The following is a 21,831-nucleotide window of genomic DNA, read 5'->3' on the forward strand; positions in this document are numbered from 1 at the left end:
ATCGCGTGTCGTTCACGCGACGCGATACTCCCTGAACTTCTCGCGCAGCGCCGATTTCAACACCTTGCCGGTGCCGGTCATCGGGAATTCGTCCAGGAATTCGACGGCGTCCGGCATCCACCAGCTCGCGATCTTCGGGCGCATGTGCTCGAGCAGCGTCTTGCCGTCGACGGTCGCGCCCTTCTTGCGGACGACGAGGAGCAGGGGACGCTCCTGCCATTTCTCATGGTTGATCGCGACCACCGCTGCCTGAAGCACGTCGGGGTGAGACAAGGCGACGTCCTCGAGCTGGATCGAGGAAATCCATTCGCCGCCGGACTTGATCACGTCTTTGGAGCGGTCGGTCAGCGTGACGTGGCCTTGCGGGTCGATCACGGCCATGTCGCCGGTGATCAGCCAGCCGTCGCGGTCGAGACCTTCCTCTAACTTCATGTAGCCGGAGGCGACCCAGGGGCCACGGGCGCGCAAATGGCCGACGGACTTGCCGTCGCGTGGCAGCTCGACGCCGCTGTCGTCGACGATGCGCAAGCTCGTGCCGAAGCAGGCGCGGCCAGACACCTGGCGCCGGTCGAACCTCTCCTTGTCGCCGAGATGCTCCGAGCCGGGTCTCAAGCCCGGCATAGAGCAGCCGAGCGCCTCGGTCATGCCCCAGGCCTGAATGTAGTCGACACTGTAGTCACGCTTCAGTTTCTCGACCATGGCGCGCGGCGGCGCCGAGCCCGACGACAGCGTTGCCCGCAGCGTGGAGAATTTGTTGCCGGTGCGGCCCAGCCAGTCGAGCAGGATCAGCCAGAAGCTCGGCACGCCCGCCGACAGCGTCACCTTCTCGCCTTCGAGCAATTCGTAGAGCTTGTCGGGCTCGTAATTGCGGCCCGGCAGCACCAGCTTCGAGCCGGTATAGGGGGCGGTGAACGGCATGTTCCAGCCATTGCCGTGGAAGAGCGGCGCCATTGGCATCATCACCTCGCGCACGCCTTCGACATGTCCCGGCAGGAAGTCGAAATTGCAGCAGGTCATGGTCTGCAGGATCGCGGCGCGGTGCGAATAGATCACGCCCTTGGGATTGCCGGTCGTGCCCGACGTGTAGCAGATGGTGGAGGCGGACTTTTCGTCGAACTCCGGCCAGGTGAAGCCGGCCTCGTTCTCCTTGTCGAGAAGCTCCTCGTAGCAATGCACGTTGGCGAGCTTGGTCTCAGGCATCCGCTCGCGCGACGACATCACGACATAGGCTTCGATCGTCTTGAGCTGCGGCGCGATCGCCTCGACGATGGGCAGCGTGGCGCGGTCAATGAACAGCAGGCGGTCTTCGGCGTGGTTGATGATGTAGACGAGCTGCTCGGGAAACAGCCGCGGGTTGACGGTGTGCAGCACATAGCCCATGCCCGGCGCGGCATAGAACATCTCGAAATGACGATGCGTATTCCAGGCCAGCGTGCCGACGCGATCGCCGGGATTCATGCCGAGCCGCTTCAGCGCCAGCGCCATGCGCTTGATGCGCGGATGGGCGTCGGCATAAGTGTAGCGATGAATGTCGCCCTCGATCTCGCGCGCGACGATCTCGGCTTCGCCGTGATTGTCCGCGGCATACTGGATCAGGCCGCTGATCAGAAGCGGCATGTCCATCATCAATCCCTGCATGGTCTCCTCCACGGCCACGTCGTCGCGTGGCGTTGCGCTTGTGATTTGCGCGTGAGGTTAGCGGAACGTCACGCGGCGTTCACGCAAAAAACAAGGGACGCGATTGCATGCGTCACTTTTTCAGGGCTAACTGATCCGAGCTGCCGGCGAAGCAGCGTTCTCCGTGGAGGAAATGCATGTCAGCGGAAAGACACAAGACCGGCGCAGCCGGCGAACCTACCGTCGATATTGCAGCCCTCCGCGCGCGCTACCGCGACGAGCGCGACCGCCGTTTGCGTGCCGAGGGCAAGGCCCAGTATGTCGAGGTAACAGGGGAATTCGGCCGCTACCTCGACGACCCCTGGGCCGATCCCGGATTTGCGCGCGCACCTGTCAGTGAAGAGACTGAAGTGCTCGTCGTCGGTGGCGGCTTTGGCGGGCTTCTCTGCGCCGCGCGTTTGCGCGAAGCCGGCATCGATGATTTCCGCATCGTGGAAAAGGCTGCGGACTTCGGCGGTACCTGGTACTGGAATCGCTATCCCGGCGCCGCCTGCGATACCGAGAGCTACATCTATCTGCCGCTCTTGGAAGAGACCGGCTACATGCCGGTGCGCAAATATGCGCGCGCGCCGGAGATCTACGAGCACTCCCGCCGCATCGGCCGCCACTTCGGCCTCTACGACCGCGCGCTGTTTCAGACCGTCATCTCGCGGATGGCATGGCAGGAGCAGGAGGCGCGTTGGCTGATCGAGACCGATCGGGGCGATCGCATCCGTGCGCGCTTCGTCATTCTCGCCGGAGGTCCGCTCAGCAGACCGAAGCTGCCGGGCATTCCAGGCATCGAGACCTTCAAAGGTCACAGCTTCCATACCAGTCGTTGGGATTACGGCTATACCGGCGGCAATGCGGATGGTGGACTGACTGGCCTTGCCGACAAGCGCGTCGGCATCATCGGCACCGGCGCCACCGCCGTGCAATGTGTGCCGCATCTCGGCCGCGCTGCGAAGGAGCTCTACGTCTTCCAGCGCACGCCTTCAGCGATTGGCGTGCGTGACGACCGGTCGACGGATCAACACTGGGCGCATAGCCTCAAGCCCGGCTGGCAGCGCGAGCGCATGGACAATTTCACCGCCGTGATCTCGGGCGAACCGGTCGAACGGGATCTGGTGCAGGACGGCTGGACCGGCCTGCTCGGCGAGATCCTGCTGGCGCCGCGCCGTCAGCCGCAGCCGGTGACCTCGATGGAAGAGGCGCTGAAGGTCATCGAGCAGGCCGACTACCGCAAGATGGAGGAAATCCGCGCCCGCGTCGATGCGGTGGTCAAGGACACGGCGACCGCGGACGCGCTCAAGCCCTGGTACAAGGCGTTCTGCAAGCGGCCGTGCTTCCACGACGAATATCTCGATGTCTTCAATCGTCCCAACGTGCATCTCGTCGACACCAAAGGGCAGGGTGTCGAGCGCATCACCGAGAATGCCGTCGTGGCCGGCGGCAAGGCTTACGAGCTCGACTGCCTGATCTATGCCAGTGGCTTCGAGGTCGGCACCGATTACGCCCGCCGCATGGGCTTCGAGGTCTACGGCCGCGACGGCATGAGCCTGACCGAGCGCTGGCAGGGCGGCGTCAAGACGATGCATGGGTTCTACAGCCGCGGCTTTCCGAACTGCTTCCTGATCGTCACGGTGCAGGCCGGGCAGAGCGCCAACTTCCCGCACATCATCGACGAGCAATCGCAGCACATCGCCCATGTGATCGCCGAAGCGCGCAAGCGCAAAGCCCGAACGCTGGAGCCGACGCTCGCCGCGGAAAACGCCTGGGTCGAGGAGGTCGTCAAGGCCGCGCTCGGCCGCCAGACCTATCTCGCCGAATGCACGCCCGGCTACTACAACAACGAAGGCGTGTTCGATCCCATCGCGGCAAGAAACAGCCAATATTGGCGCGGGCCGGTGGCGTTCCTGCGCCTGCTCGACAAATGGCGGAAGGAAGGCAATCTGGACGGACTGGAGTTGACCTATGGGACCGCGGCGGAGGCAGGCGGCTCTCCGTTGTCGGCTTGAGCGGTATGATCCCGCCACCCACCGGCGCCACGCGCCTCTATGTCATCGTCGGCGATCCCATCGCCCAGGTGCGCTCGCCCGCGGGCGTGACCGCAGCCTTCGCGGCCCGCGGCCATGACGGCATTCTCGTTCCGGTTCAGGTCTCGGTCGCGGATCTGCCGGATTTCCTCTCATTGGTACCGCGCCTGAAGAATCTCGACGGCCTCGTCGTGACCATCCCGCACAAATTCGCCTGCTACCAGGCTTGCACGAGTGCGACGGAGCGCGCTCACTTCCTGCGCAGCGTCAACCTCATGCGCCGGCGCGCCGATGGCGCATGGCATGGCGACATGGTCGACGGCCTTGGCTTCGTCGGTGCCGCGCGGGCGAAAGGGGTCAACCCTGCGGGCATGCGGGCGCTGCTCGTCGGCGCCGGCGGCGCGGGCTCGGCCATCGCGCTTGCACTGGTGGAGGCCGGCGTGAGCGAGCTCGCCATTCACGATAGCGCGACTGAGCGCCGCGACGCGTTGATCGGCCAACTCAGCGGGCTCGGCAAGACGCCAGTGCGGGCCGGCAGCACGGATCCCACCGGTTTTGAATTTGTCGCCAATGCGACACCGGCAGGGATGAAAGAAGGCGATCCGCTGCCGGTCGATGTGGCGCGGCTTGCGCCCTCGGCCTATTGCGGCTGTGTCATCACCAAGCCCGAAATCTCGCCCTTCATCGCGGCGGCCCGAAAGGCCGGCTGCGTGACTGGGACCGGCACGGACATGTACGAGCAGCACCAGGGGATCATGGTGGATTTCCTGCTCGGCCGTGGCGAAGGGCGGTGATCCGCCCGGATGTCAAGGCGCCCGTTGCGCTCCGCGGGGCTTGAGCGATCAAAGCCGACGTAGGATCATGCGCTCGCGCGAGCCGGTCGCGTATTTGAGGAGAGGATAAGAGGAATGACCAAGGGCAGGACCGTTGCGACGGCCATGATCGGCGCCACAGCGCTGGTGCTCTCTCTGGCGCCCCGCGCCGAGGCCGCCACCTGCGGCAACGGGCCGGGCGGGTTCGAGGCCTGGAAACGAGAGTTCAGCGCGGAGGCGCAGGGCAAGGGTATCGGCCAGACCGCGCTCTCGGCCTTGATGCAGACCAACTACGCCAGTGCCACCATCGCGGCCGACCGCGGCCAGCGCAGCTTTTCGCTGACGCTCGACCAGTTTCTCGCCAAGCGCGGCGCCACCACCATCGTTGCCAAGGGGCGCCAGCTCAAGCAGTCGCAGGCTGCCTTGTTCGCCTCCATCCAGCAGCGCTATGGCGTCCCGCCCGGCCCGCTGATCGCGATCTGGGGCATGGAGACCGGTTTCGGCAGCCAGCGCGGCAACCAGAACATGTTGTCGTCGATCGCAACCCTGGCCTATGACTGCCGTCGTCCTGAATTCTTCACCGACCAGCTCTACGCGGCCTTGAAGCTGGTCGATCGCGGCACGCTGTCGCGGGCGACCCGCGGCTCCATGCATGGCGAGGTCGGCCAGACCCAGTTCATGCCCAAGAACATCCTGGCCTATGGCACCGGCAACCTCGAGGTGGCCGCCAACGCGCTGAACTCGACGGCGAATTTCCTCAAAGGTCATGGCTGGAAAGCAGGAGCCGGTTACCAGCCGGGCGAGCCGAATTTCGCCGCCATCGAGGCCTGGAATGCGGCAGGTGTTTATCAGAAGGCGATCGCGCTGATGGGCCGGCAGATCGACGAGGGCGGCGGAGCGGCGGCCTCGCGCTGACGAAAACCCGTCCACTTCGCTCGAAAACGCTCCCGCTCAGCAAGGCGTGATGCGCCGACATGAGAAAGTTGTTGCCATCAGGAACCGAGGGCACGAGGTTTGCTTTGATCAGATTCAGGGCTGGGCATGAGGAGACTCAACATGGCAACCCAGATCGTGATGGACCAGACTGGCGATACGCGCCACGAGTTTGATCCTGGCAATGCCGAAGCGCTGGCGCGAGCCGAACGGCGCTTTCGGGAGCTGACCGGAGCCGGCTTCACCGCGGCCCTTCGCAACGGACCCGGCGAAGTCACTCGTATCAGATCGTTCGACCCGACCGCGCACGAAACGCTGTTCTATCCCCGCCTGGTCGGCGGTTGATCTGAGCTGCTCATGATTACAGCGGTTTGGCTCCGCGCGCCGGCGCGTGCGCGTCTGCATGCGCTGCGTGAACTTTATCGGCGCTTTTTCGGCGAGAACACGCCGGATGCCCGTGGTCGCCGGCTGCTCTTCGATTGGCTCTCGCCCGCACAGCGAGCGCAATTCGAAGAGCACCGGTATTTCGACGTCATCGGATGCGACACCGGCAAAACCTATCGCATTCACTACGGCACCGCCGCCAATGTCCACGAAATCGACGGCGAAGGCCGCGCGACGATGGGGTGGTGCTTCGTCCCGTCAGGCTTCCTGGTGCCGGGCGACGTCATGCTGGCGCAGAAGATCGCGCTCGAGACGGATGAGACAGGTGCGCTCTCTCTCGCCAACCGGTTTCCGCCGGCAACGCATTCGGAGCACTTCTACCGGCGGCCTTTCTAGCGGCTGAAACGGCGAAGTGGTTAGTGGTGCGTGGTGCGGTAGGCGTCCAGCGCGTGCGCCGCGAAGACACCGGCGCTGCAAAGGGCGAGCAAACCCGAGATCAGCTCGATCATAGCTCGTCCTCCCGTAGTGAATGGGCAACGAGGTTGCGGCAGCAGGAATAGTCGTAGATCAGGTCGAGAAGGAATTGCATGGTAGCCGTCCCTGTATTTATTTTGACAACGACTTAAGCGGCCATCTGTTTCAGCGATGTTTCGTCGCCTCGGGAAAGGGGTTTCGCGGGGAACCCCGGGGCTGGTTTTGTGCGCTGCGGTCCCGCTATTGCTGGAGCCCTTTGGCCGCCTCTTCGAAGGCGGCGCACGACATTGCGAGGCAAAATCATGGCGCAGGTCGAATGGTTCGACGATCTGGCGATCGGAATGCGGTTTAGGTCCCCCGAGGTCGAGGTCACCGAGGCCGACATCAAGCGCTTCGCGGCCGAGTTCGATCCGCAACCGATGCATCTCGACCACGAGGCGGCCAAGGCGACCCTGTTCAAGGGCCTTGCAGCATCGGGATGGCACACCGCGGCGATTGCCATGAATCTCGCGATCCAGACCCCCCCGTTCGGCCCGCATCCGCTGATCGGCGCCGGCGTCGACGGCCTGCGCTGGACGATGCCGGTACGGCCCAATGACCGCCTGCATCTGGTTGGGGAGGTCATGAGCCTGACGCCCTCGAAGTCGAAGCCGCAGGGTATCGCGCTGGTGAAATGGACCATGTTCAACCAGAGCGGCGAGGAGGTTTACACCTTCACTCCCATCGCGATCGTGCCGCGGCGGGGATAGGCACAGGCGCCGCCGTCTGCCCCGGGTAAGCCCTTGCGGCCCTCCCGCGGAGGTGGTCATCTCAGCCCGGGGAACGCGCTGGAGGCTGACATGAAACGATTCCTTCTTGCCGCCTTGCTGACCGCGACGGGGGCCTTGAGCGCCGGGCCGGCGCTTGCGCAACAATCCAAGGTCGGCGACTGGACCATCGAAAAGCGCACGCAGGACACGCATTGCAATGCGAGCCGTGGCTACAAGGACAAGGATGACGAGAACCGCGACTACGTCATCGTAATCACCTATTCCGAGAAGGCGATCGTGATCGTGATGATCTACGATGGCTGGGAATGGGAGAAGGTTGGCGAGATCCTTCGGGCCGATGTCGGCACTGACGATGCGGACATCATGAAGAAGGCGAAGTGGGAGGTCATGGACAAGACCACCGTGCGCGGCATCTTCGAGTACGACCAGTCGATGATGGATCGCCTGTCGAAGGCGAGGCGCCTGACGCTCGATTTCGAGGACGATGACGACGACAGTATCGAGATGCAGGTACCGCGTGCCGGCGAGGCGCTGGCGGCGTTGAAGTTCTGCGAGGAGAATCGGAAATAGGTTGCCGCTGCCGGCCGTGAAGCCGGCAGGACGTCGGCAATGAAGCGGGTGGCAGCGAACCGGCGCGTGACTCATCGCACACAGTCCGCGCGCTGTTCGCATTTATCCTAGTCTTTGGCGAAACAGTCCAAGCCGCACCCTGCGGTTGACGTTACGCAAGGACGATGTTCGATATTCCAGCATCTGGCTGCAACGTTTTTTCCTCGTCGAAGGCGGCAATTGACCGGCCCGTCTTCTCCGTCAGTTCCCGGATCGCGAGCTCTCCGTCTCGGACGGACCGAACGCAGATGGCGTCGTCCGTCCGATGACGACCCATCAGGCAAACCGGTTCTCGTCTCTCATCGGCGAGATTTACGACGCGGCGGTTGACCCCGCCTTGCGCAGCGGCGCGTTGGAACAGGTTTCGCAATTCGTCGGTGGTTGCGCCGCGATGATCCTGTCCAGGGATTCGGCACGGCTATCGATCGAGATTCACCAGCATTTTGGAACCGACGCCCGCTTCCGTCAGCTTTATCGCGACCGGTATGTGGATCTCGATCCTCTGCTCGACCGTCATCTCACCCTCGCGCCCGAACAGACGATCGGCGTGACCGACATCATGCCCCATGCGGACTTCCTCGAGACGAGCTTCCACCGCGAGTGGGTGGAACCGCAGGGGGCAATAGACCTTGCGACCGTCGCGCTCGAGAAGACGGCCGCGCGCACCACGATCCTGCAGGTGTTGCGCCATCGCTCGCGCGGAACCGTCGACGAGGCGATGCGCGAGCGCATGCGGCTGCTCGCTCCGCACATCCATCGGTCGCAGATCATGGGCCGTCAGATCAGGGCGCGCTCGCACACGGTGGACAACCTTGCCGACGTCCTCGACGGATTGAACACGGCGATCTGCCTGCTCGACGCGGACGGCCGCGTCGTCCATGCCAATGCGGCATGCCGTCAGTTGTTCGCCGATGCCAATCTGTTCGCGATCGTCGGTGACCGGATCGTGGCCCGCAACACCCAGACCGACAAAATATTCCGCGGCCTGTGCGAATTCGATGAAGGCACACATTCCGCTGCTCGTCGTCAGATCGAACTTGCGACGTCGGCCGATGGGCAGCATTATCTGCTCCATGCTTTTCCGCTGAAGCGGGATCGCAGCCTGCCGCGGGACATCGCAGCCACGATGCTCTTCGTTCAAAGAGCTTCCATGCTGCCGCTGCTCGCAGCCGACGCGATCGTAGCAGCCTTCAGGCTGACGCCGTCTGAATTGCGCGTGCTGATGGCGATTATCGAGATCGGCGGTGTTCCCGACATCGCCGCAAAACTCGGCATCGCCGAGACGACGGTGAAGACGCATCTCGGTCGCCTGTTCGAGAAGACGGGCGCCGGCAGGCAGGCTGATCTGGTGAAGATCGCCGCCGGCTTTGCCGTGCCGTTCGCGCGGCGAACGAGCGACGACGGCGTCGCGTGATTCATTTCGCATGCCTCGATGTTACGTGCCGCGTTCTCAATCCATTGTGATGATCCGCGCTCACGGGTCATCCGAATGCAGGACGCGAGTGATTCGAGACTTTCGTATATCGCGCATCTGATAATTGAAGAGCAGCGAGCGCCGCGAAGCTTGCCACAACGGCATCGAACGCGCGTGTGAGGAAACGACAGCGCGTGGCCGGGTCTGCTCGTCGGCTGGAGAGATTGCAGTGAGCAGCATGGTTGATTTTTCCGTTCTCAATGTTTCAACGAACGAAATTCCCGAAAACGAGCGCATCCCGTTGCTTCGCGATTTCTATTGCCGCGGGGTGCTGAAGGCGGAGGTCGAGGCAAGGGATGGAAAGCCGGCCGCGGCGAGCTTCACCTCTCATGTCTTGCCCGAAGCCCGGTTGTTGATCGGGGGTCTGTGCGGAGCGCGGGTCATTCGCACCAAGCAGCTGGTGGCCGATGGCGACGACAGCCTCGCCCTGATCGTGAACAGGTCGGGCGTTCTCGGCATATCCGAGCGGGGACACGATCTGAGGCTTCACGCCGGAGAGGCGGTGCTGACGAGCGCGGAGGACGTCACGACGTTCGAGCGGCTATCGCTCGGAAGCTGCTTCTCGCTGCGCGTGCCAAGGCGCGTGCTGGCGCCGATGATCGTGGACGTCGACGATGCCGTGATGCGCGTCATGCCGGAAAGCTCCGCCGGACTGAGGCTGCTGGTCGACTACGCGGTAACGCTGGTGCGGGAGAAGGCGTTCGCGACGCCCGTGCTGCGGCAGCTTGGGGTCGGGCATCTGCACGATCTGCTGGCGCTCGTCCTCGGTGCCACCGGAGAAGCGCGGGAGCTGGCCGGACGGCGCGGCGTCAAGGCGGCGCGGCTCCAGAAGGCGAAAGTCTCCATCGCCAACAATTGCTGGCGGCAAGATCTGTCGGTGGCCTCGGTCGCCCAGGAGCTCGGCGTGACGCCGCGCTATCTCCAGCGCCTGTTCGAGGCCGACGGCAAGACGTTCTCGTCATTCCTGATCGAGCAACGCGTCAAGCGCGCGCACCGCATGCTGCGGGAACCCGGATATGCCGGGCGAACCGTGAGCTCGATCGCCTACGATGTCGGCTTCGGCGATCTCTCCTATTTCAACCGCTGCTTCCGGCGCACCTATAACGCGACGCCGAGCGACATCAGGAGCGGCGAAATGCCGTGACCGTGCGCCACTGAATTTCTGCCAACTGCCCATTTCAGCCAGCAGACAGGGATCCGACGTGATCCTTGATTGCAAAGCCATGACCCAAGCGTTGCGTGCGGCATCCGCAGCCGGAGTATTGAATGCGCCGTTTCTTTTTCGACCTCCTGGTCGGCAACATCGCGAAGATCGACCCGGGCGGCATGGTGTTCGAATGTGCGGAAGCGACATTCGTGGTGGCCAACGAGATGGCAAACCATCTGTTCGTCTGGCGTGATGATCTGCGTGACCGCGACGCCTGGATCCGCGTTAGAGACAACAGCGGCCGCGAAATCTATCGCGCCCCGGTCTGGTCGGAGTGCGCCGAGAAGCAGGGCTGGGACCAGGCGTGAGTGCCGCTTCGGTGTAGCAAGTCTGCGCCAGTTCGACGCGAGGCGCATTCATCGGCGCAGTGGCCGGCGTCGGCTTCGACTACCGCACCGGGGCCAATTTGTCCGTGTTCGGCGCGGTCGAGGGCATGATGATGTCCGACCAGAGCCGCACCGGCACGGCCAAGGGTGGCGTTCGCGTCGCGTTCTGAGCCGGCATCAGCGCTGGCGGCTCAAACGCGATGCCGCCGGCCGGGCACCATCCGCCCGGCCGGCGCCTCCTCCGATCGGAGGATGTCGCATGCTACGGTTGTGTTATGCTCCCCGGCATTGATCATTCAGTGCCATTTTGAGCCATGCACGGATCGCAAAAGCTGCCAGATCTCGTCGAGTCCATCTACGATGCCGGGCTCGATCCTTCGCTGTGGAATAACGCGGTGGCCGGCATCCGGGATTTCGTCGGCGGCCAGGCGTGCGGGCTGTTCTCGAAGGATTCGATCAGCAAATCCGGTGTCACGCATTACTATTGCGGAGCGGACCCGCACTACATCCAGCTCTATGCCGAGACCCATTCGAAGTTCGATCCGCTGACGGTGCTGCCGCCACACGGCCGGATTGTGAGCATTCCGGATCTCGTCAATTTCGAAGAGTACCGGCGCGGGCGCTTCTACCAGGAATGGATGCAGCCGCAGGGGTGCAGCGACGCGGCCAACGTCGTGCTCGAGATGTCGAATGCGAGCTGCCCGGTGATGATGACCGTGCTGTCGGGCCGCCGCATGGTTGACCCGGGCATGAAGCAGCGCCTCTCGCTGCTGGTGCCGCACGCCAGCCGCGCGCTGCTGATCAACCGCGCCATGACCGCGCAACTGACGCTGGCGACGGCACTGGCGGACGTGCTCGACAGTTTGACGGTCGGGATCTTCCTGCTCGACGGCCTCTGCCGCCTGGTGCATGCGAATTCGGCCGGTCAGCTCCTGCTCGCGGCCGATGACGTGGTGCGGTCCGTTGCCGGGCAACTCGTGACCAGCAGCGCTGAAGCCAATCAGAGCCTGCGCAAGGCGTTTGCGGACCATCGCGACGGTGCAGTGCTGGCCGCAGGCGGCCATGCGATTCCGCTGTTGTCCGCCACCGGCGAGCGCTACGTCGCTCACATGCTGCCGTTGTCGTCCTTGCTGCGCAACGGCGGCGAGCGCGTGGTCGATGCCGCCGGTGCGCTGCTTGTGCGCAAGGTGGCGCTCGGTGGACAATCCTGCGGTGAATTGATCGCGCGAACTTTCGAGCTGACGCCGGCGGAGCTCCGCGTGTTCCTGTCGATCGTCGAGGTCGGCGGTGTCCCGGAGACGGCGGCCACGCTCGGTATCGCGGAGACGACCGTGAAAACGCATCTGCATCGCGTCTTCGCCAAGACCGGCGTGTCCCGGCAGGCCGATCTCGTCAGGCTCGCGGCGGGATTTGCCAATCCGCTCGTCCACTGAAGATCGCCGTCGGCGTTGAACCTTTTTCTCCCGCGACAGACTCACAGGAGCCGCTAGGCGCGGAGAACATTCCGCAAATCTCCGACTTTGACCATTGGCTCTTCCGATGCCCCGACCTCCAAGACATTCCGAGCTGATCGAGAGCATCTATGATGCCGGGCTCCACCCTGAGTTGTGGAGCGACGTCGTCGTCATGCTCAATGCGTTCATCGGCAGCCAGGCCTGCGGCCTGATTTCGAAGGATACGGTCAGCAAGTCCGGGGCGACCCACTATTATTGCGGAGTAGACCCGCACTACATCCAGCTCTATTCCGAAACCTACTCCCGGTACGATCCGCTCGCCCGGCTTCCTGGGTACGGCGAGGTGCGCAACATTCCGGACCTCGTGAATTTCGACGAATACCGCCGCGGGCGCTTCTATCAGGAATGGCTGCGGCCCCAAGGCTGCATCGACGTCGCCAATGTGGTGCTGGAACAGTCGAAGTCTCCGTGCCCGATGTTGCTGACCGTCATCCCGGGCAGGGAGATGCTGGGCGCCGAGCAGCGCGCGCGCATGCAGTTCCTGGTCCCGCATGCGAGCCGGGCGCTGATGATCAACCGCGCGATCGAGCGGAAGCAGCAACGCGCGACCGCGCTGGCCGACGTCGTGGATCGTCTGAATGCCGGCGTCATCCTGCTCGATGCAGCCTGCCGAATCGTCCACAGCAATCCGGCGGCCGAGACGATCCTGGCCGCGGACGATGTCCTGCGCTCGATCTCCGGCCGGCTGGTGACGAGATCCTCCGAAGCCAATCTGGCCCTGCGCAAGATCTTCCGCGATCCGGGCGAGGTGGCTCTGGCTGCGGCCGAAGGTCGAAATATTTCTCTGACGGCGCATGACGGTTCGCACTACGTCGCGCACGTAATTGCGCTGCCCTCGCTGCTGCGCGATGGTGCGACGGAGCGCACCTCGGCCGTCGGAGCCTTGCTGGTCTGGAAGGCGGAACTCGACAGCCGCTCATGTGCCGGCCTGATCGACCGCACCTTCGAACTGACGCCCGCGGAACTGAGGGTTCTGCAATCGATCGTCGAGGTCGGCGGTGTGCCGGAGACCGCGGCGGCCCTGGGGATTGCCGAGACGACGGTGAAGACCCATCTGCATCGCGTCTTCGCCAAGACCGGCGTGTCCCGTCAGGCTGATCTGGTCAAGCTCGCGGCGGGATTTTCCAATCCGCTTCTGCACTGACGCGCACGTGCGTCGCGGGTCCCTCGCTGCAGTACGCCGACAGGTTCAAACAGAGACATCATTAGAAAGTTATCGCGCGTCATTCGATCGAATGACGCGATTTTTTGCGTTCTCTTCTACAGACACGTCACACGATTTCTTGTTCGACGTGTCAGACTTCTTTGTGAAGCAACTCACATCAGACTGGGGTGAATCTCATCATTCTCTCGCGCAGGTTGAGAGGAGGTCGTTATGCCAAGGACGTCACTTGCGATGGCCGACAAGTTCCGCGACATCGTCACTCGCGTCGGCGCCGTGTTCCGCGAGCAGCGCAAGATCGACGCGCAACGCGCATTGCAGCGCTATCACCACTTGCTGGCCCAGCCCGGCGACACATTGCCTTTGAACGAAATCATTCCGGTCAGCAAGCAAGAGGATGTTTCAGGAAATGCCCACGGATCTGATGCGCGCGAGCGCGCCGCCGGCGCGCCCGCCTACGAGCGCGCGTAATTTCAACATCGTCGCGATTGCGCTGACCGGGGCGCTCGTCGCTCTTCAACTGGTCGGGCTGGCGCTTCTGGAACGATCCCACGCCCATGCGATGCAAATGTCGTTTACGCGCGAACCGGCGGCCTGCACAGACGCCCCGGATGTTGCCGTTCCGCAAATCCCCTATGATTGACCGGAGGACGGTCCGTGCCTGATGTCACGACTCTGATTCTGCTTAGCGTTGCCGTCTTCGCCGGCGCCTTCGTTTCGGGACTCTCGGGCTTCGCGTTTTCGGCCGTCGCGGGCGCGATCCTGCTGCGGGTGTTTCAGCCGCTCGAAGCCGTGCCGCTGATGATGGCGTGCAGCATCGGCGTGCAGGCGACCAATCTATGGGCGCTCCGGCGCAGCATCCGCTGGGAGGGCAGTCTGCTGCTTATCGTCGGCGGATTGATCGGCGTTCCCATCGCTGTGTCGCTGTTGCAGAGCGCGGATACGCATCTGCTCAGGCGTGGCTTCGGCATCATCGTCGCGCTCTATGCCGCGTATATGCTGCTGCGGCCGACGCTGGTGACCGCCGGCGAGGCCGTCGGCCGGCACTGGGTCGCGCTGATCGGGTTTGGAGGAGGGCTCGTCGGCGGGCTCACCGCGATGCCGGGCGCAATCCCGACGATCTGGTGCGACATGCGCGGCATGCCCAAGAGCGAGCAGCGCGGCCTGGTGCAGCCCTTCATCGCCGCGATGCAGATCTTCGCGATCGTCCTGCTGGTCGGACATCAGGACCTGTCGCCAAAGGTCTTCGTCGACCTTGCCGTCAGCCTGCCGGCGCTGTTCGCCGGCTCGGCGCTCGGCGTGATCGCTTTCCACCGGGTCAACGAGACGGTCTTTCGCAAGACCGTGCTCGTTCTGTTGCTCCTGTCGGGGATATCCCTGATCTAGTGTCCTTGGACTTCGTGAAGTCCTTGGACCGGTGCCGCGCTGATGTCGCTGCCATGATGCACCAGCGGCTTGTTACCGGTCACGGTCCGCAGCAGCACATAGAACACCGGCGTCAGGAACAGGCCGAACACGGTGACGCCGATCATGCCGGAGAACACGGCCACGCCCATGGCTCGCCGCATCTCCGAGCCCGCGCCGGTCGAGAGCACCAGCGGCAGCACGCCCATGATGAACGCCATCGACGTCATCAGGATCGGGCGAAGCCTCAAGCGGCTCGCCTCGATCGCGGCGCGGATCGGCGAGCGCCCGGCGAATTCGAGCTCACGCGCGAACTCGACGATCAGGATCGCGTTCTTGGCCGAGAGTCCCACGAGAACGATCAGGCCGATCTGGGTGAAGACGTTGTTGTCGCCCTTGGAGATCCAGACGCCGAACATGGCGGCGAGCAGGCCCATCGGCACGATCATGATGATCGAGAGCGGCAGGGTCAGGCTCTCGTAGAGCGCGGCCAGCACCAGGAACACCAGCAGGATCGCCAGCGGAAACACCCAGAGGCCGGAATTGCCTGCGATGAACTCCTGATAGGTCAGGTCGGTCCACTCGAAGGCAAAGCCGGGCGGCAACGTCTCCGCCGCGATCCGGGTTGCCGCCTCCTGCGCCTGGCCCGACGAGAAGCCGGGCGCGGCGGCGGCGTTGATGTCGGACGACAGGAATCCGTTGTAGCGGATCGCGCGCTCGGGTCCCGCGCTCTGGCGGACATTGAGCAGCGCCGACAACGGCACCATGTCGCCCGAGGACGAGCGCACCTTCAACTGCCTGATGTCGTCGGCGCGTGCGCGGAACGGCGCGTCGGCCTGCACATAGACCGAGTAGGTGCGGCCGAACTTGTTGAAGTCGTTGACGTAGTAGGAGCCGAGGTAGATCTGGAGCGTGTTGAAGACTTCAGTCACGGGCACGCCAAGCTGCAGCGCCTTGGTGCGGTCGATGTCGGCGAAGAGCTGGGGCACGTTGACCTGGAAGCTCGAGAACACGCCCGCGATCTCCGGCGCCTTCTGCATTGCCGCCATGAACGCGTTGGTCGCCTCGTTCAGCGCCTCGTAGCCGAGACCGGCGCGATCCTCGATCTGGAGCTTGAAGCCGCCGATGGTGCCGAGGCCGTTGACCGGCGGCGGCGGGAACATGGCGATGAAGGCCTCCTGGATGCCGGCGTATTTCTTGTTCAGGTCGGCCGCGATGGCATTCCCGCTGAGGGCCGGACCCTTGCGCTCGTCGAATGGTTTCAGCGTCGAGAACACGATGCCGGCATTGGACGAATTGGTGAATCCGGAGATCGACAGGCCAGGGAAGGCCACGGAGCTCTCGACACCGGGCTGGGTCAGCGCGACGTCGCTCATCTTGCGGATCACCTCTTCGGTGCGGTCGAGCGTTGCGCCGTCGGGCAGGCGGGCGAAGCCGACGAGATATTGCTTGTCCTGTCCGGGCACGAAGCCGCTCGGCACTTGCTGGAACAAGAAGGCGGTGAGGCCGACCAGGACCACGTAGAGGCCCATCACCGCGGCCTTGCCCGAGATCACCTTGGTGACGGTGCCGCTGTAATTGTCCGAGGAGCGCGTGAAGGCCTTGTTGAAGCCGCGGAAGAACCAGCCAAGGCTCTTTTCCATGATGAGCGTCAGCCGGTCCTTCGGCTCGTTGTGCCCCTTGAGCAGCAGCGCCGACAGCGCCGGCGACAGCGTCAGCGAGTTGACCGCGGAGATCACGGTCGAGATCGCGATCGTCAGTGCGAACTGCTTGTAGAACTGCCCGGTGAGGCCGGAGATGAAGGCCAGCGGCACGAACACAGCGATCAGCACCATGGCGATGGCGATGATCGGACCCGACACCTCGCGCATGGCCTGGTAGGTGGCGTCGCGCGGCGACAGCCCGGCCTCGATGTTGCGTTCGACATTCTCGACCACGACGATGGCGTCGTCGACGACGATGCCGATCGCGAGCACGAGGCCGAACAGGCTGAGCGCGTTGATGGAGAAGCCGAACACGTGCATTACCGCGAACGTGCCGACGATCGACACCGGCACGGCCAGCAGCGGGATGATCGAGGCCCGCCAGGTCTGGAGGAACAGGATCACCACCAGCACCACCAGCGCGATCGCTTCCAGCAGCGTGTGGATGACAGCCTCGATCGAGGAGCGTACGAACTGGGTGGGGTCGTAGACGATCTGGTAGGACACGCCTTCCGGCATGTTTTTCTTGATCTCGGCCATGGTGGCGCGGACGTTGTCGGAAATCTGCAGGGCATTGGAGCCCGGCGCCTGGAAGATCGGGATCGCCACCGCCTGCTTGTTGTCGAGCAGCGAGCGCAGGCCATATTGCGATGCGCCGAGCTCGATCCGCGCGACGTCGCGCAGCCGAACGACCTCGCCGCGCGTGCCGGTCTTGACCACGATGTCGCCGAACTGCTCTTCGCTGGACAGCCGGCCTTCCGCATTGACGGACAGTTGCAGGTCGATGCCCTGCACGTTCGGGGAGGAGCCGACGACGCCGGCGGCAGCCTCGACGTTCTGCGCCTGGATCGATTTGACGATGTCGCTCGCGGTCAGGCCGTGCTCGGCCGCCTTCTGCGGATCAACCCAGACCCGCATCGAATAGTCGCCGGCGCCGTAGAGCTGGACGTCGCCGACGCCGTCGATCCGCGCCAGCCGGTCCTTGACGTTGAGCACCGCGTAGTTGCGCAAATACGTCATGTCGTAGCGGCCGTTGGGCGACAACAGATGCACGACCATGGTGAGGTCGGGCGAGGACTTCTTGGTGACGATGCCGAGCTGACGCACCACGGCGGGCAGGCGCGGCTCGGCCTGCTGCACGCGGTTCTGCACCAGCTGCGTCGCCTTGTCGGGGTCGGTGCCGAGCCGGAACGTCACCGTCAGCGTCATCGCGCCGTCGGTGGTCGCCTGGCTCGACATGTAGAGCATGTTCTCGACGCCGTTGATCTGCTCCTCGATCGGGGTCGCGACCGTCTCCGCGATCACCTTGGGATTGGCGCCGGGATAGGTGGCGCGTACCACGACGGAGGGCGGCACCACGTCCGGATATTCCGAGATCGGCATCGCGAACAGCGAGATCAGGCCGGCAAGGAAAATCAGGACCGACAGCACGCCGGCAAAAATCGGACGATCGATGAAGAATTTTGAGAGATTCATGGCTTTGCCCCTGGGCAATGTCTTGTGCATCTCCGACAGCTCCGCCGTCATTCCGGGGCGCGCAACGCGCGCCCCCGGAATCCAGAAGTGAGCTGGTCGGAGTTTCGTAACTTCGAGATCCTCAGGTGCGCAATTGCGCACCGTAGTTCGCGCGATGCGCGCCCCGGGATGACGGGGTGCACTAGCGTTGCACGACGTCCTGGTTGCTGTGGTTCGAAGCCTGTTGTCCACGCGCGCCCATCGCGGCGACCTCCGTCTTGAGGAGGGCGCCCGGACGCACGCGCTGCAGGCCGTTGACGACGATACGATCGCCGGACTTCAGGCCCGAGGTGACGATGCGAAGCCCGTCGACGGCGCTGCCGAGCGTGATCGGACGGTAGACCGCGCGGTTGTCGTCGCCGACCGCCATCACGAACTTCTTGTCCTGATCGGTCCCGATCGAGCGCTCGTCGATCATCACCAGCGTCTGTTGCTTCGGCTGGCCCATGCGCACGCGGGCGAACTGGCCGGGCATCAGACGCCCGTCCTCGTTCCGGAACACCGCGCGCACCCGGATGGTGCCGCTCTGGCCGTTGACCTGGTTGTCGATGAGCTGGATGTGGCCTTTTGCCGAGAGGCCGCCGGAGGTCGCCATCTCAACCGGGATCTGGTCGAGCTTGCCGCGTCCCCCCTTGGCGTCCGCGATCGAGTTCAGCGCACGCAGCACGACCTCTTCGTCCGCATCGAAGGACGCATAGATCGGATTGACCGAGACCAGCGAGGTCAGCACCGGTGAGGCGGTGCCGGCAGCGACGAGATTGCCGACGGTGATCTCGATCTTGCCGACGCGACCGTCCACGGGCGCGCGCACCTCGGTGTAGTCGAGATTGAGCTTTGCAGTCTGGAGCGTTGCCTCGGCCGCCTTCACGCTGGCGATCGCTTCGCGGTTGGCGTTCTCGCGCTGGTCGAAATCGCGGCGCGTCACGACGGCGTTGCCGACCAGCTGCGCGCCGCGTTCGACCTCGCTGGTGGTGAACACCACGCGCGCCTTTGCGGCCTCGAGCTGGGCGTTGGCCTTGTCGACCTCGGCGGCGTAAGGCGCCGGATCGATCTTGAACAGCACGTCGCCAGCCTTCACCAGCGCGCCTTCGGTGAAGTTGGTCGCGAGGATCGCACCGGCAACGCGCGGGCGGAGCTCGACACGGTTGATGGCTTCCAACCGGCCGGAGAAGTCGTCCCACAGCGCCGTCTGGCGCGGCTCGATCATGGCAACCGTGACGGACACCGCCTGTTCAGCCGCGGCGGCCGTTGCGGTTGCCTGGGCGGAACGAAGATAGTGGCCGGTCGCAATCGTACCGGCCACAGCAAGGGTGCCGACGATGGCGACGCCGCCAAGAAGGCGGCGAAGGCGGCCGGCACGGGAGGTATGTTGGGAGGGGGGCATTTGCGCGCTCCAGATATGTAGTGTTCACTACAGATGTGGAGCTGGATGTCGCAGTGCAAGATACTTATGTACCATTCACTAAGAAAAATGTACGCCGATACCGCGACGATTGGAAGACACAAGAAAAAGAAAGCCAGAACAAATAGATAGGACCGGCGTTAAGCTGACACAGGCCGCCGATTCCGAGGAGACAGGCACATGCGCATGGGACGCCCCCGCGAGTTCAACGCCGAAACGGCGTTGGACCAGGCGATGGAAGTGTTTTGGCGCCATGGCTATGAGGGCGCCACCATCGCCCAGTTGACCGAGGCCATGGGCATCAATCCGCCCAGCCTCTATGCCTGTTTCGGCAATAAGGAAGGTCTGCTGAAGGCTGCGCTCGATCGCTACACCAAGCTGCGCGGCGTCTGGATGGACGAGGTGGTAGCCGCATCCACCGCCCGGGACGTCGCCGAACGGATGCTGATGGGCATCGCCGAGAAGCAGACCGATCCCGCCAATCCGCCCGGCTGCCTGCTCGTGCAGGGCGGCATCGCCTGCGGCACCGGCTCCGAAAACGTCCCGTTCGAGCTCGCCGCCCGCCGCGCCCAGAACGAGGACCAGCTCCGGGACCGTTTTGTTCGTGCCAAGGCCGATGGCGATCTCAAGGAAAGCGCCGACCCCGCCGCGCTCGCGCGCTACGTCTCGGCCGTCGCGGTCGGCATGGGCGTGATGGCATCCTCGGGCGCAGATCGCGAAGCGCTGCGGCAGGTGGCTGATGTCGCCGTGCAGGCGGTCGAGGCGCAGTCGGCCGACAGAGCGTGATGGCATCCCGCAGATTATGCAGACAGCCCTGGCGGCGGCACGAAGCCGCCGAACTCGCGCTCGATCAGTCCGGCGAGCGCCATCGTCGTACGATCCTCCAGATAGGGCCCGATGATCTGGACGCCGACCGGCAGGCCCGACGACGTGCGCTCGATCGGAACGGCGGTCGCAGGTAACCCGCAGGTGGAAGCGGGGTCAGCCCAGATGAAGCACGCATCGGAGTAGTTGTAGAGCTTGCCATCGATGTCCAACTGCCGCGCGTCGAACGGTTCGGAATGGTCGTGTGGAAAGGCCGGCACCGCCGCTGCCGGATAGATCACCGCGTCGAACTCGCGGAAGAGCTCCTGCCACCGTTGCTGCAGCTGCAGGCGCGCCGCATCGGTCGCGAGCCATTCGCGATGGATCATGCCCCAGCCGCGGGCGCGCTCGGCCTGCAGGCTGCGGTCGTCGGGGGAGAGTGCGGCGGCAGCTCCTTGCGCCTCCGCGAGGGCGACCGCTGTGAGGCGCGGACTTCGCGCGGCGTTCAGCAGCCTCATGTAGAGCCGCGCAGACTCGGCGAGATCGGGCAGCGCCGCGCTTGAGCGCGCGACACGCGCGCCGAAACGCTCGAGCCGTTCGGACAATCGCCCGATGGCTGAACGCACGGCGTCACCCGTCGGCATCAACGGATGTGTATCGATCACAAGGATCCTGAAATCCCCGAGCCGGTCGTGGCGCGGGGCCGGCAGCGCGAGGCGGTAGCCGACGCCGTCGCGCGTCTCGTCCGGGCCGGCGATCACGTCGAGCGCCAGTGCAAGGTCCGAAGCTGTGCGCGCCATCGGCCCAACGACCGCGAGATCGCCCTGGCCGGGGACGGGCGGTGCCGGCGGCAGGCTGTATCCGCGCAGCGGGACCAGGCCGAGGCTTGGCTTGTGTCCGAACACGCCGCAGAAATGCGAGGGGACCCGGATCGAGCCGCCGATATCCGAGCCGATCGAGAGCGGACCGAAGCCAGCAGCCAGTGCCGCGCCCGATCCGCCTGAGGAGCCACCGGGCGACAGGCCGAGGTCCCAGGGGTTGTTAGTCGTCCCGTAGATCTCGTTGTAGCTCTGGAAATCCCTGAGGCCGATCGGGATGTTGGTCTTGCCGAGGACGATGGCGCCGGCCGCCTTCAAGCGCGAGACGACGAGGGCATCCTCGGTCGGTCGGAAATCCCTGAAATGCGGAAAGCCCCAATTCGTCGGCAGGCCCACGACGTTGAAGGGCTCTTTCAAGGTCACGGGGATGCCGAGCAATGGCTGCCGCTCGCCGCGGCCAATCGCGGCATCGGCAGCGCGCGCGGTCGCTCTCGCGCGATCGAAATCGCGCACGATGATCGCGTTGATCGGCCCGTCCAGCGCCTCGATGCGCGCGATCGTGTGTTCGAGCAATTCGGATGCAGACACCTTGCGGGCGTGCAGGGCGCTCGCCAGTGCTCTGATCGAGCCGTAGCTCAGGTCGCCGGCATCTGCGTTCAAACCCTTTTGCATCACGAACTCCGTTGTGCCGCAGCTTTGGCCCCGTCATCCGAATCGATCTTGGTCCGACGCGATGGAGCGCGAGGTGGTCGCTGTTGCTCATGCCTTCCGACAGGTTAATGGGTCGGCTCAACGGCGAATTGATCCTCGGCTGATGATGTAACCGTG

20 protein-coding genes are annotated in these 21,831 nt (G+C 64.3%); 16 read left to right on the forward strand and 4 right to left on the reverse strand.

Translation table 11 applies throughout. The features are described 5' to 3' along the window. Positions 1-12 precede the first annotated feature (12 nt). Positions 13-1,638 carry a long-chain fatty acid--CoA ligase gene (locus tag RAD04_RS28150; protein ID WP_461626393.1) on the reverse strand — a complete coding sequence of 542 codons (1,626 nt, stop codon included), beginning with the start codon at positions 1,636-1,638 and terminating at the stop codon, positions 13-15. A gap of 176 nt (positions 1,639-1,814) precedes the next feature. Here RAD04_RS28150 and RAD04_RS28155 point away from each other — a divergent pair, with 176 nt between their 5' ends. The 15 genes from RAD04_RS28155 (at position 1,815) to RAD04_RS28225 (ending at position 14,743) form a co-directional block, all read left to right on the forward strand. Further along, a complete protein-coding gene (locus tag RAD04_RS28155; RefSeq protein ID WP_461626394.1) occupies positions 1,815-3,674 on the forward strand; it encodes a flavin-containing monooxygenase in 1,860 nt (619 codons plus the stop codon). Positions 3,675-3,679: 5 nt separating this feature from the next. After that, complete coding sequence (locus RAD04_RS28160) at positions 3,680-4,486, forward strand: shikimate dehydrogenase family protein (protein ID WP_461626395.1); 807 nt, start codon at positions 3,680-3,682, stop codon at positions 4,484-4,486. 114 nt (positions 4,487-4,600) lie between these two features. Further along, positions 4,601-5,419 carry a lytic murein transglycosylase gene (locus tag RAD04_RS28165; RefSeq protein ID WP_461626396.1) on the forward strand — a complete coding sequence of 273 codons (819 nt, stop codon included), beginning with the start codon at positions 4,601-4,603 and terminating at the stop codon, positions 5,417-5,419. A gap of 141 nt (positions 5,420-5,560) precedes the next feature. Next, positions 5,561-5,782, forward strand: a complete 222-nt coding sequence (locus RAD04_RS28170; protein ID WP_438739468.1) for a hypothetical protein — start codon at positions 5,561-5,563, stop codon at positions 5,780-5,782. Positions 5,783-5,794: 12 nt separating this feature from the next. Continuing rightward, on the forward strand, positions 5,795-6,217 hold the full coding sequence (locus RAD04_RS28175) for a hypothetical protein (protein WP_018319784.1): 423 nt from the start codon (positions 5,795-5,797) through the stop codon (positions 6,215-6,217). Positions 6,218-6,597: 380 nt separating this feature from the next. Then, positions 6,598-7,044 carry a MaoC family dehydratase gene (locus RAD04_RS28180; RefSeq protein WP_461626397.1) on the forward strand — a complete coding sequence of 149 codons (447 nt, stop codon included), beginning with the start codon at positions 6,598-6,600 and terminating at the stop codon, positions 7,042-7,044. A 90-nt stretch (positions 7,045-7,134) separates the two neighbouring features. Continuing rightward, a complete protein-coding gene (locus RAD04_RS28185) occupies positions 7,135-7,635 on the forward strand; it encodes a hypothetical protein (RefSeq protein WP_461626398.1) in 501 nt (166 codons plus the stop codon). 304 nt (positions 7,636-7,939) lie between these two features. Continuing rightward, entirely contained in the window at positions 7,940-9,088 is a 1,149-nt protein-coding gene (locus RAD04_RS28190) for a helix-turn-helix transcriptional regulator (protein ID WP_461626399.1), read from the forward strand. A gap of 238 nt (positions 9,089-9,326) precedes the next feature. Further along, positions 9,327-10,292: a helix-turn-helix transcriptional regulator gene (locus RAD04_RS28195; RefSeq protein ID WP_461626504.1), complete on the forward strand. Its 966-nt coding sequence runs from the start codon at positions 9,327-9,329 to the stop codon at positions 10,290-10,292. 122 nt (positions 10,293-10,414) lie between these two features. After that, positions 10,415-10,663, forward strand: a complete 249-nt coding sequence (locus RAD04_RS28200; protein WP_461626400.1) for a DUF6894 family protein — start codon at positions 10,415-10,417, stop codon at positions 10,661-10,663. A gap of 59 nt (positions 10,664-10,722) precedes the next feature. After that, positions 10,723-10,851, forward strand: coding sequence for a hypothetical protein (locus RAD04_RS28205; RefSeq protein ID WP_461626401.1), 129 nt, complete (start codon positions 10,723-10,725; stop codon positions 10,849-10,851). 144 nt (positions 10,852-10,995) lie between these two features. Continuing rightward, positions 10,996-12,114 (forward strand): helix-turn-helix transcriptional regulator, encoded by a 1,119-nt coding sequence (locus RAD04_RS28210; protein WP_461626402.1) that lies wholly within the window; start codon positions 10,996-10,998, stop codon positions 12,112-12,114. A 106-nt stretch (positions 12,115-12,220) separates the two neighbouring features. Next, positions 12,221-13,339 carry a helix-turn-helix transcriptional regulator gene (locus RAD04_RS28215; RefSeq protein ID WP_461626403.1) on the forward strand — a complete coding sequence of 373 codons (1,119 nt, stop codon included), beginning with the start codon at positions 12,221-12,223 and terminating at the stop codon, positions 13,337-13,339. A gap of 252 nt (positions 13,340-13,591) precedes the next feature. Continuing rightward, positions 13,592-13,828 carry a hypothetical protein gene (locus RAD04_RS28220; RefSeq protein ID WP_461626404.1) on the forward strand — a complete coding sequence of 79 codons (237 nt, stop codon included), beginning with the start codon at positions 13,592-13,594 and terminating at the stop codon, positions 13,826-13,828. 186 nt (positions 13,829-14,014) lie between these two features. Further along, on the forward strand, positions 14,015-14,743 hold the full coding sequence (locus tag RAD04_RS28225; RefSeq protein ID WP_461626405.1) for a sulfite exporter TauE/SafE family protein: 729 nt from the start codon (positions 14,015-14,017) through the stop codon (positions 14,741-14,743). On the opposite strand, the gene RAD04_RS28230 is transcribed toward RAD04_RS28225, so the two are convergent. Further along, positions 14,740-17,940, reverse strand: coding sequence for an efflux RND transporter permease subunit (locus RAD04_RS28230; RefSeq protein WP_461626406.1), 3,201 nt, complete (start codon positions 17,938-17,940; stop codon positions 14,740-14,742). The two genes, RAD04_RS28225 and RAD04_RS28230, sit on opposite strands and share 4 nt — an antisense overlap. 181 nt (positions 17,941-18,121) lie before the next feature. Then, a complete protein-coding gene (locus tag RAD04_RS28235; protein ID WP_461626407.1) occupies positions 18,122-19,363 on the reverse strand; it encodes an efflux RND transporter periplasmic adaptor subunit in 1,242 nt (413 codons plus the stop codon). Between the two features lie 198 nt (positions 19,364-19,561). Here RAD04_RS28235 and RAD04_RS28240 point away from each other — a divergent pair, with 198 nt between their 5' ends. Continuing rightward, positions 19,562-20,167, forward strand: coding sequence for a TetR/AcrR family transcriptional regulator (locus tag RAD04_RS28240; protein WP_461626408.1), 606 nt, complete (start codon positions 19,562-19,564; stop codon positions 20,165-20,167). Positions 20,168-20,181: 14 nt separating this feature from the next. On the opposite strand, the gene RAD04_RS28245 is transcribed toward RAD04_RS28240, so the two are convergent. Continuing rightward, on the reverse strand, positions 20,182-21,675 hold the full coding sequence (locus RAD04_RS28245; protein WP_461626409.1) for an amidase: 1,494 nt from the start codon (positions 21,673-21,675) through the stop codon (positions 20,182-20,184). Between the last annotated feature and the right edge of the window lie 156 nt (positions 21,676-21,831).

The sequence above is a fragment of the Bradyrhizobium sp. 25ACV genome (genome assembly GCF_054863005.1).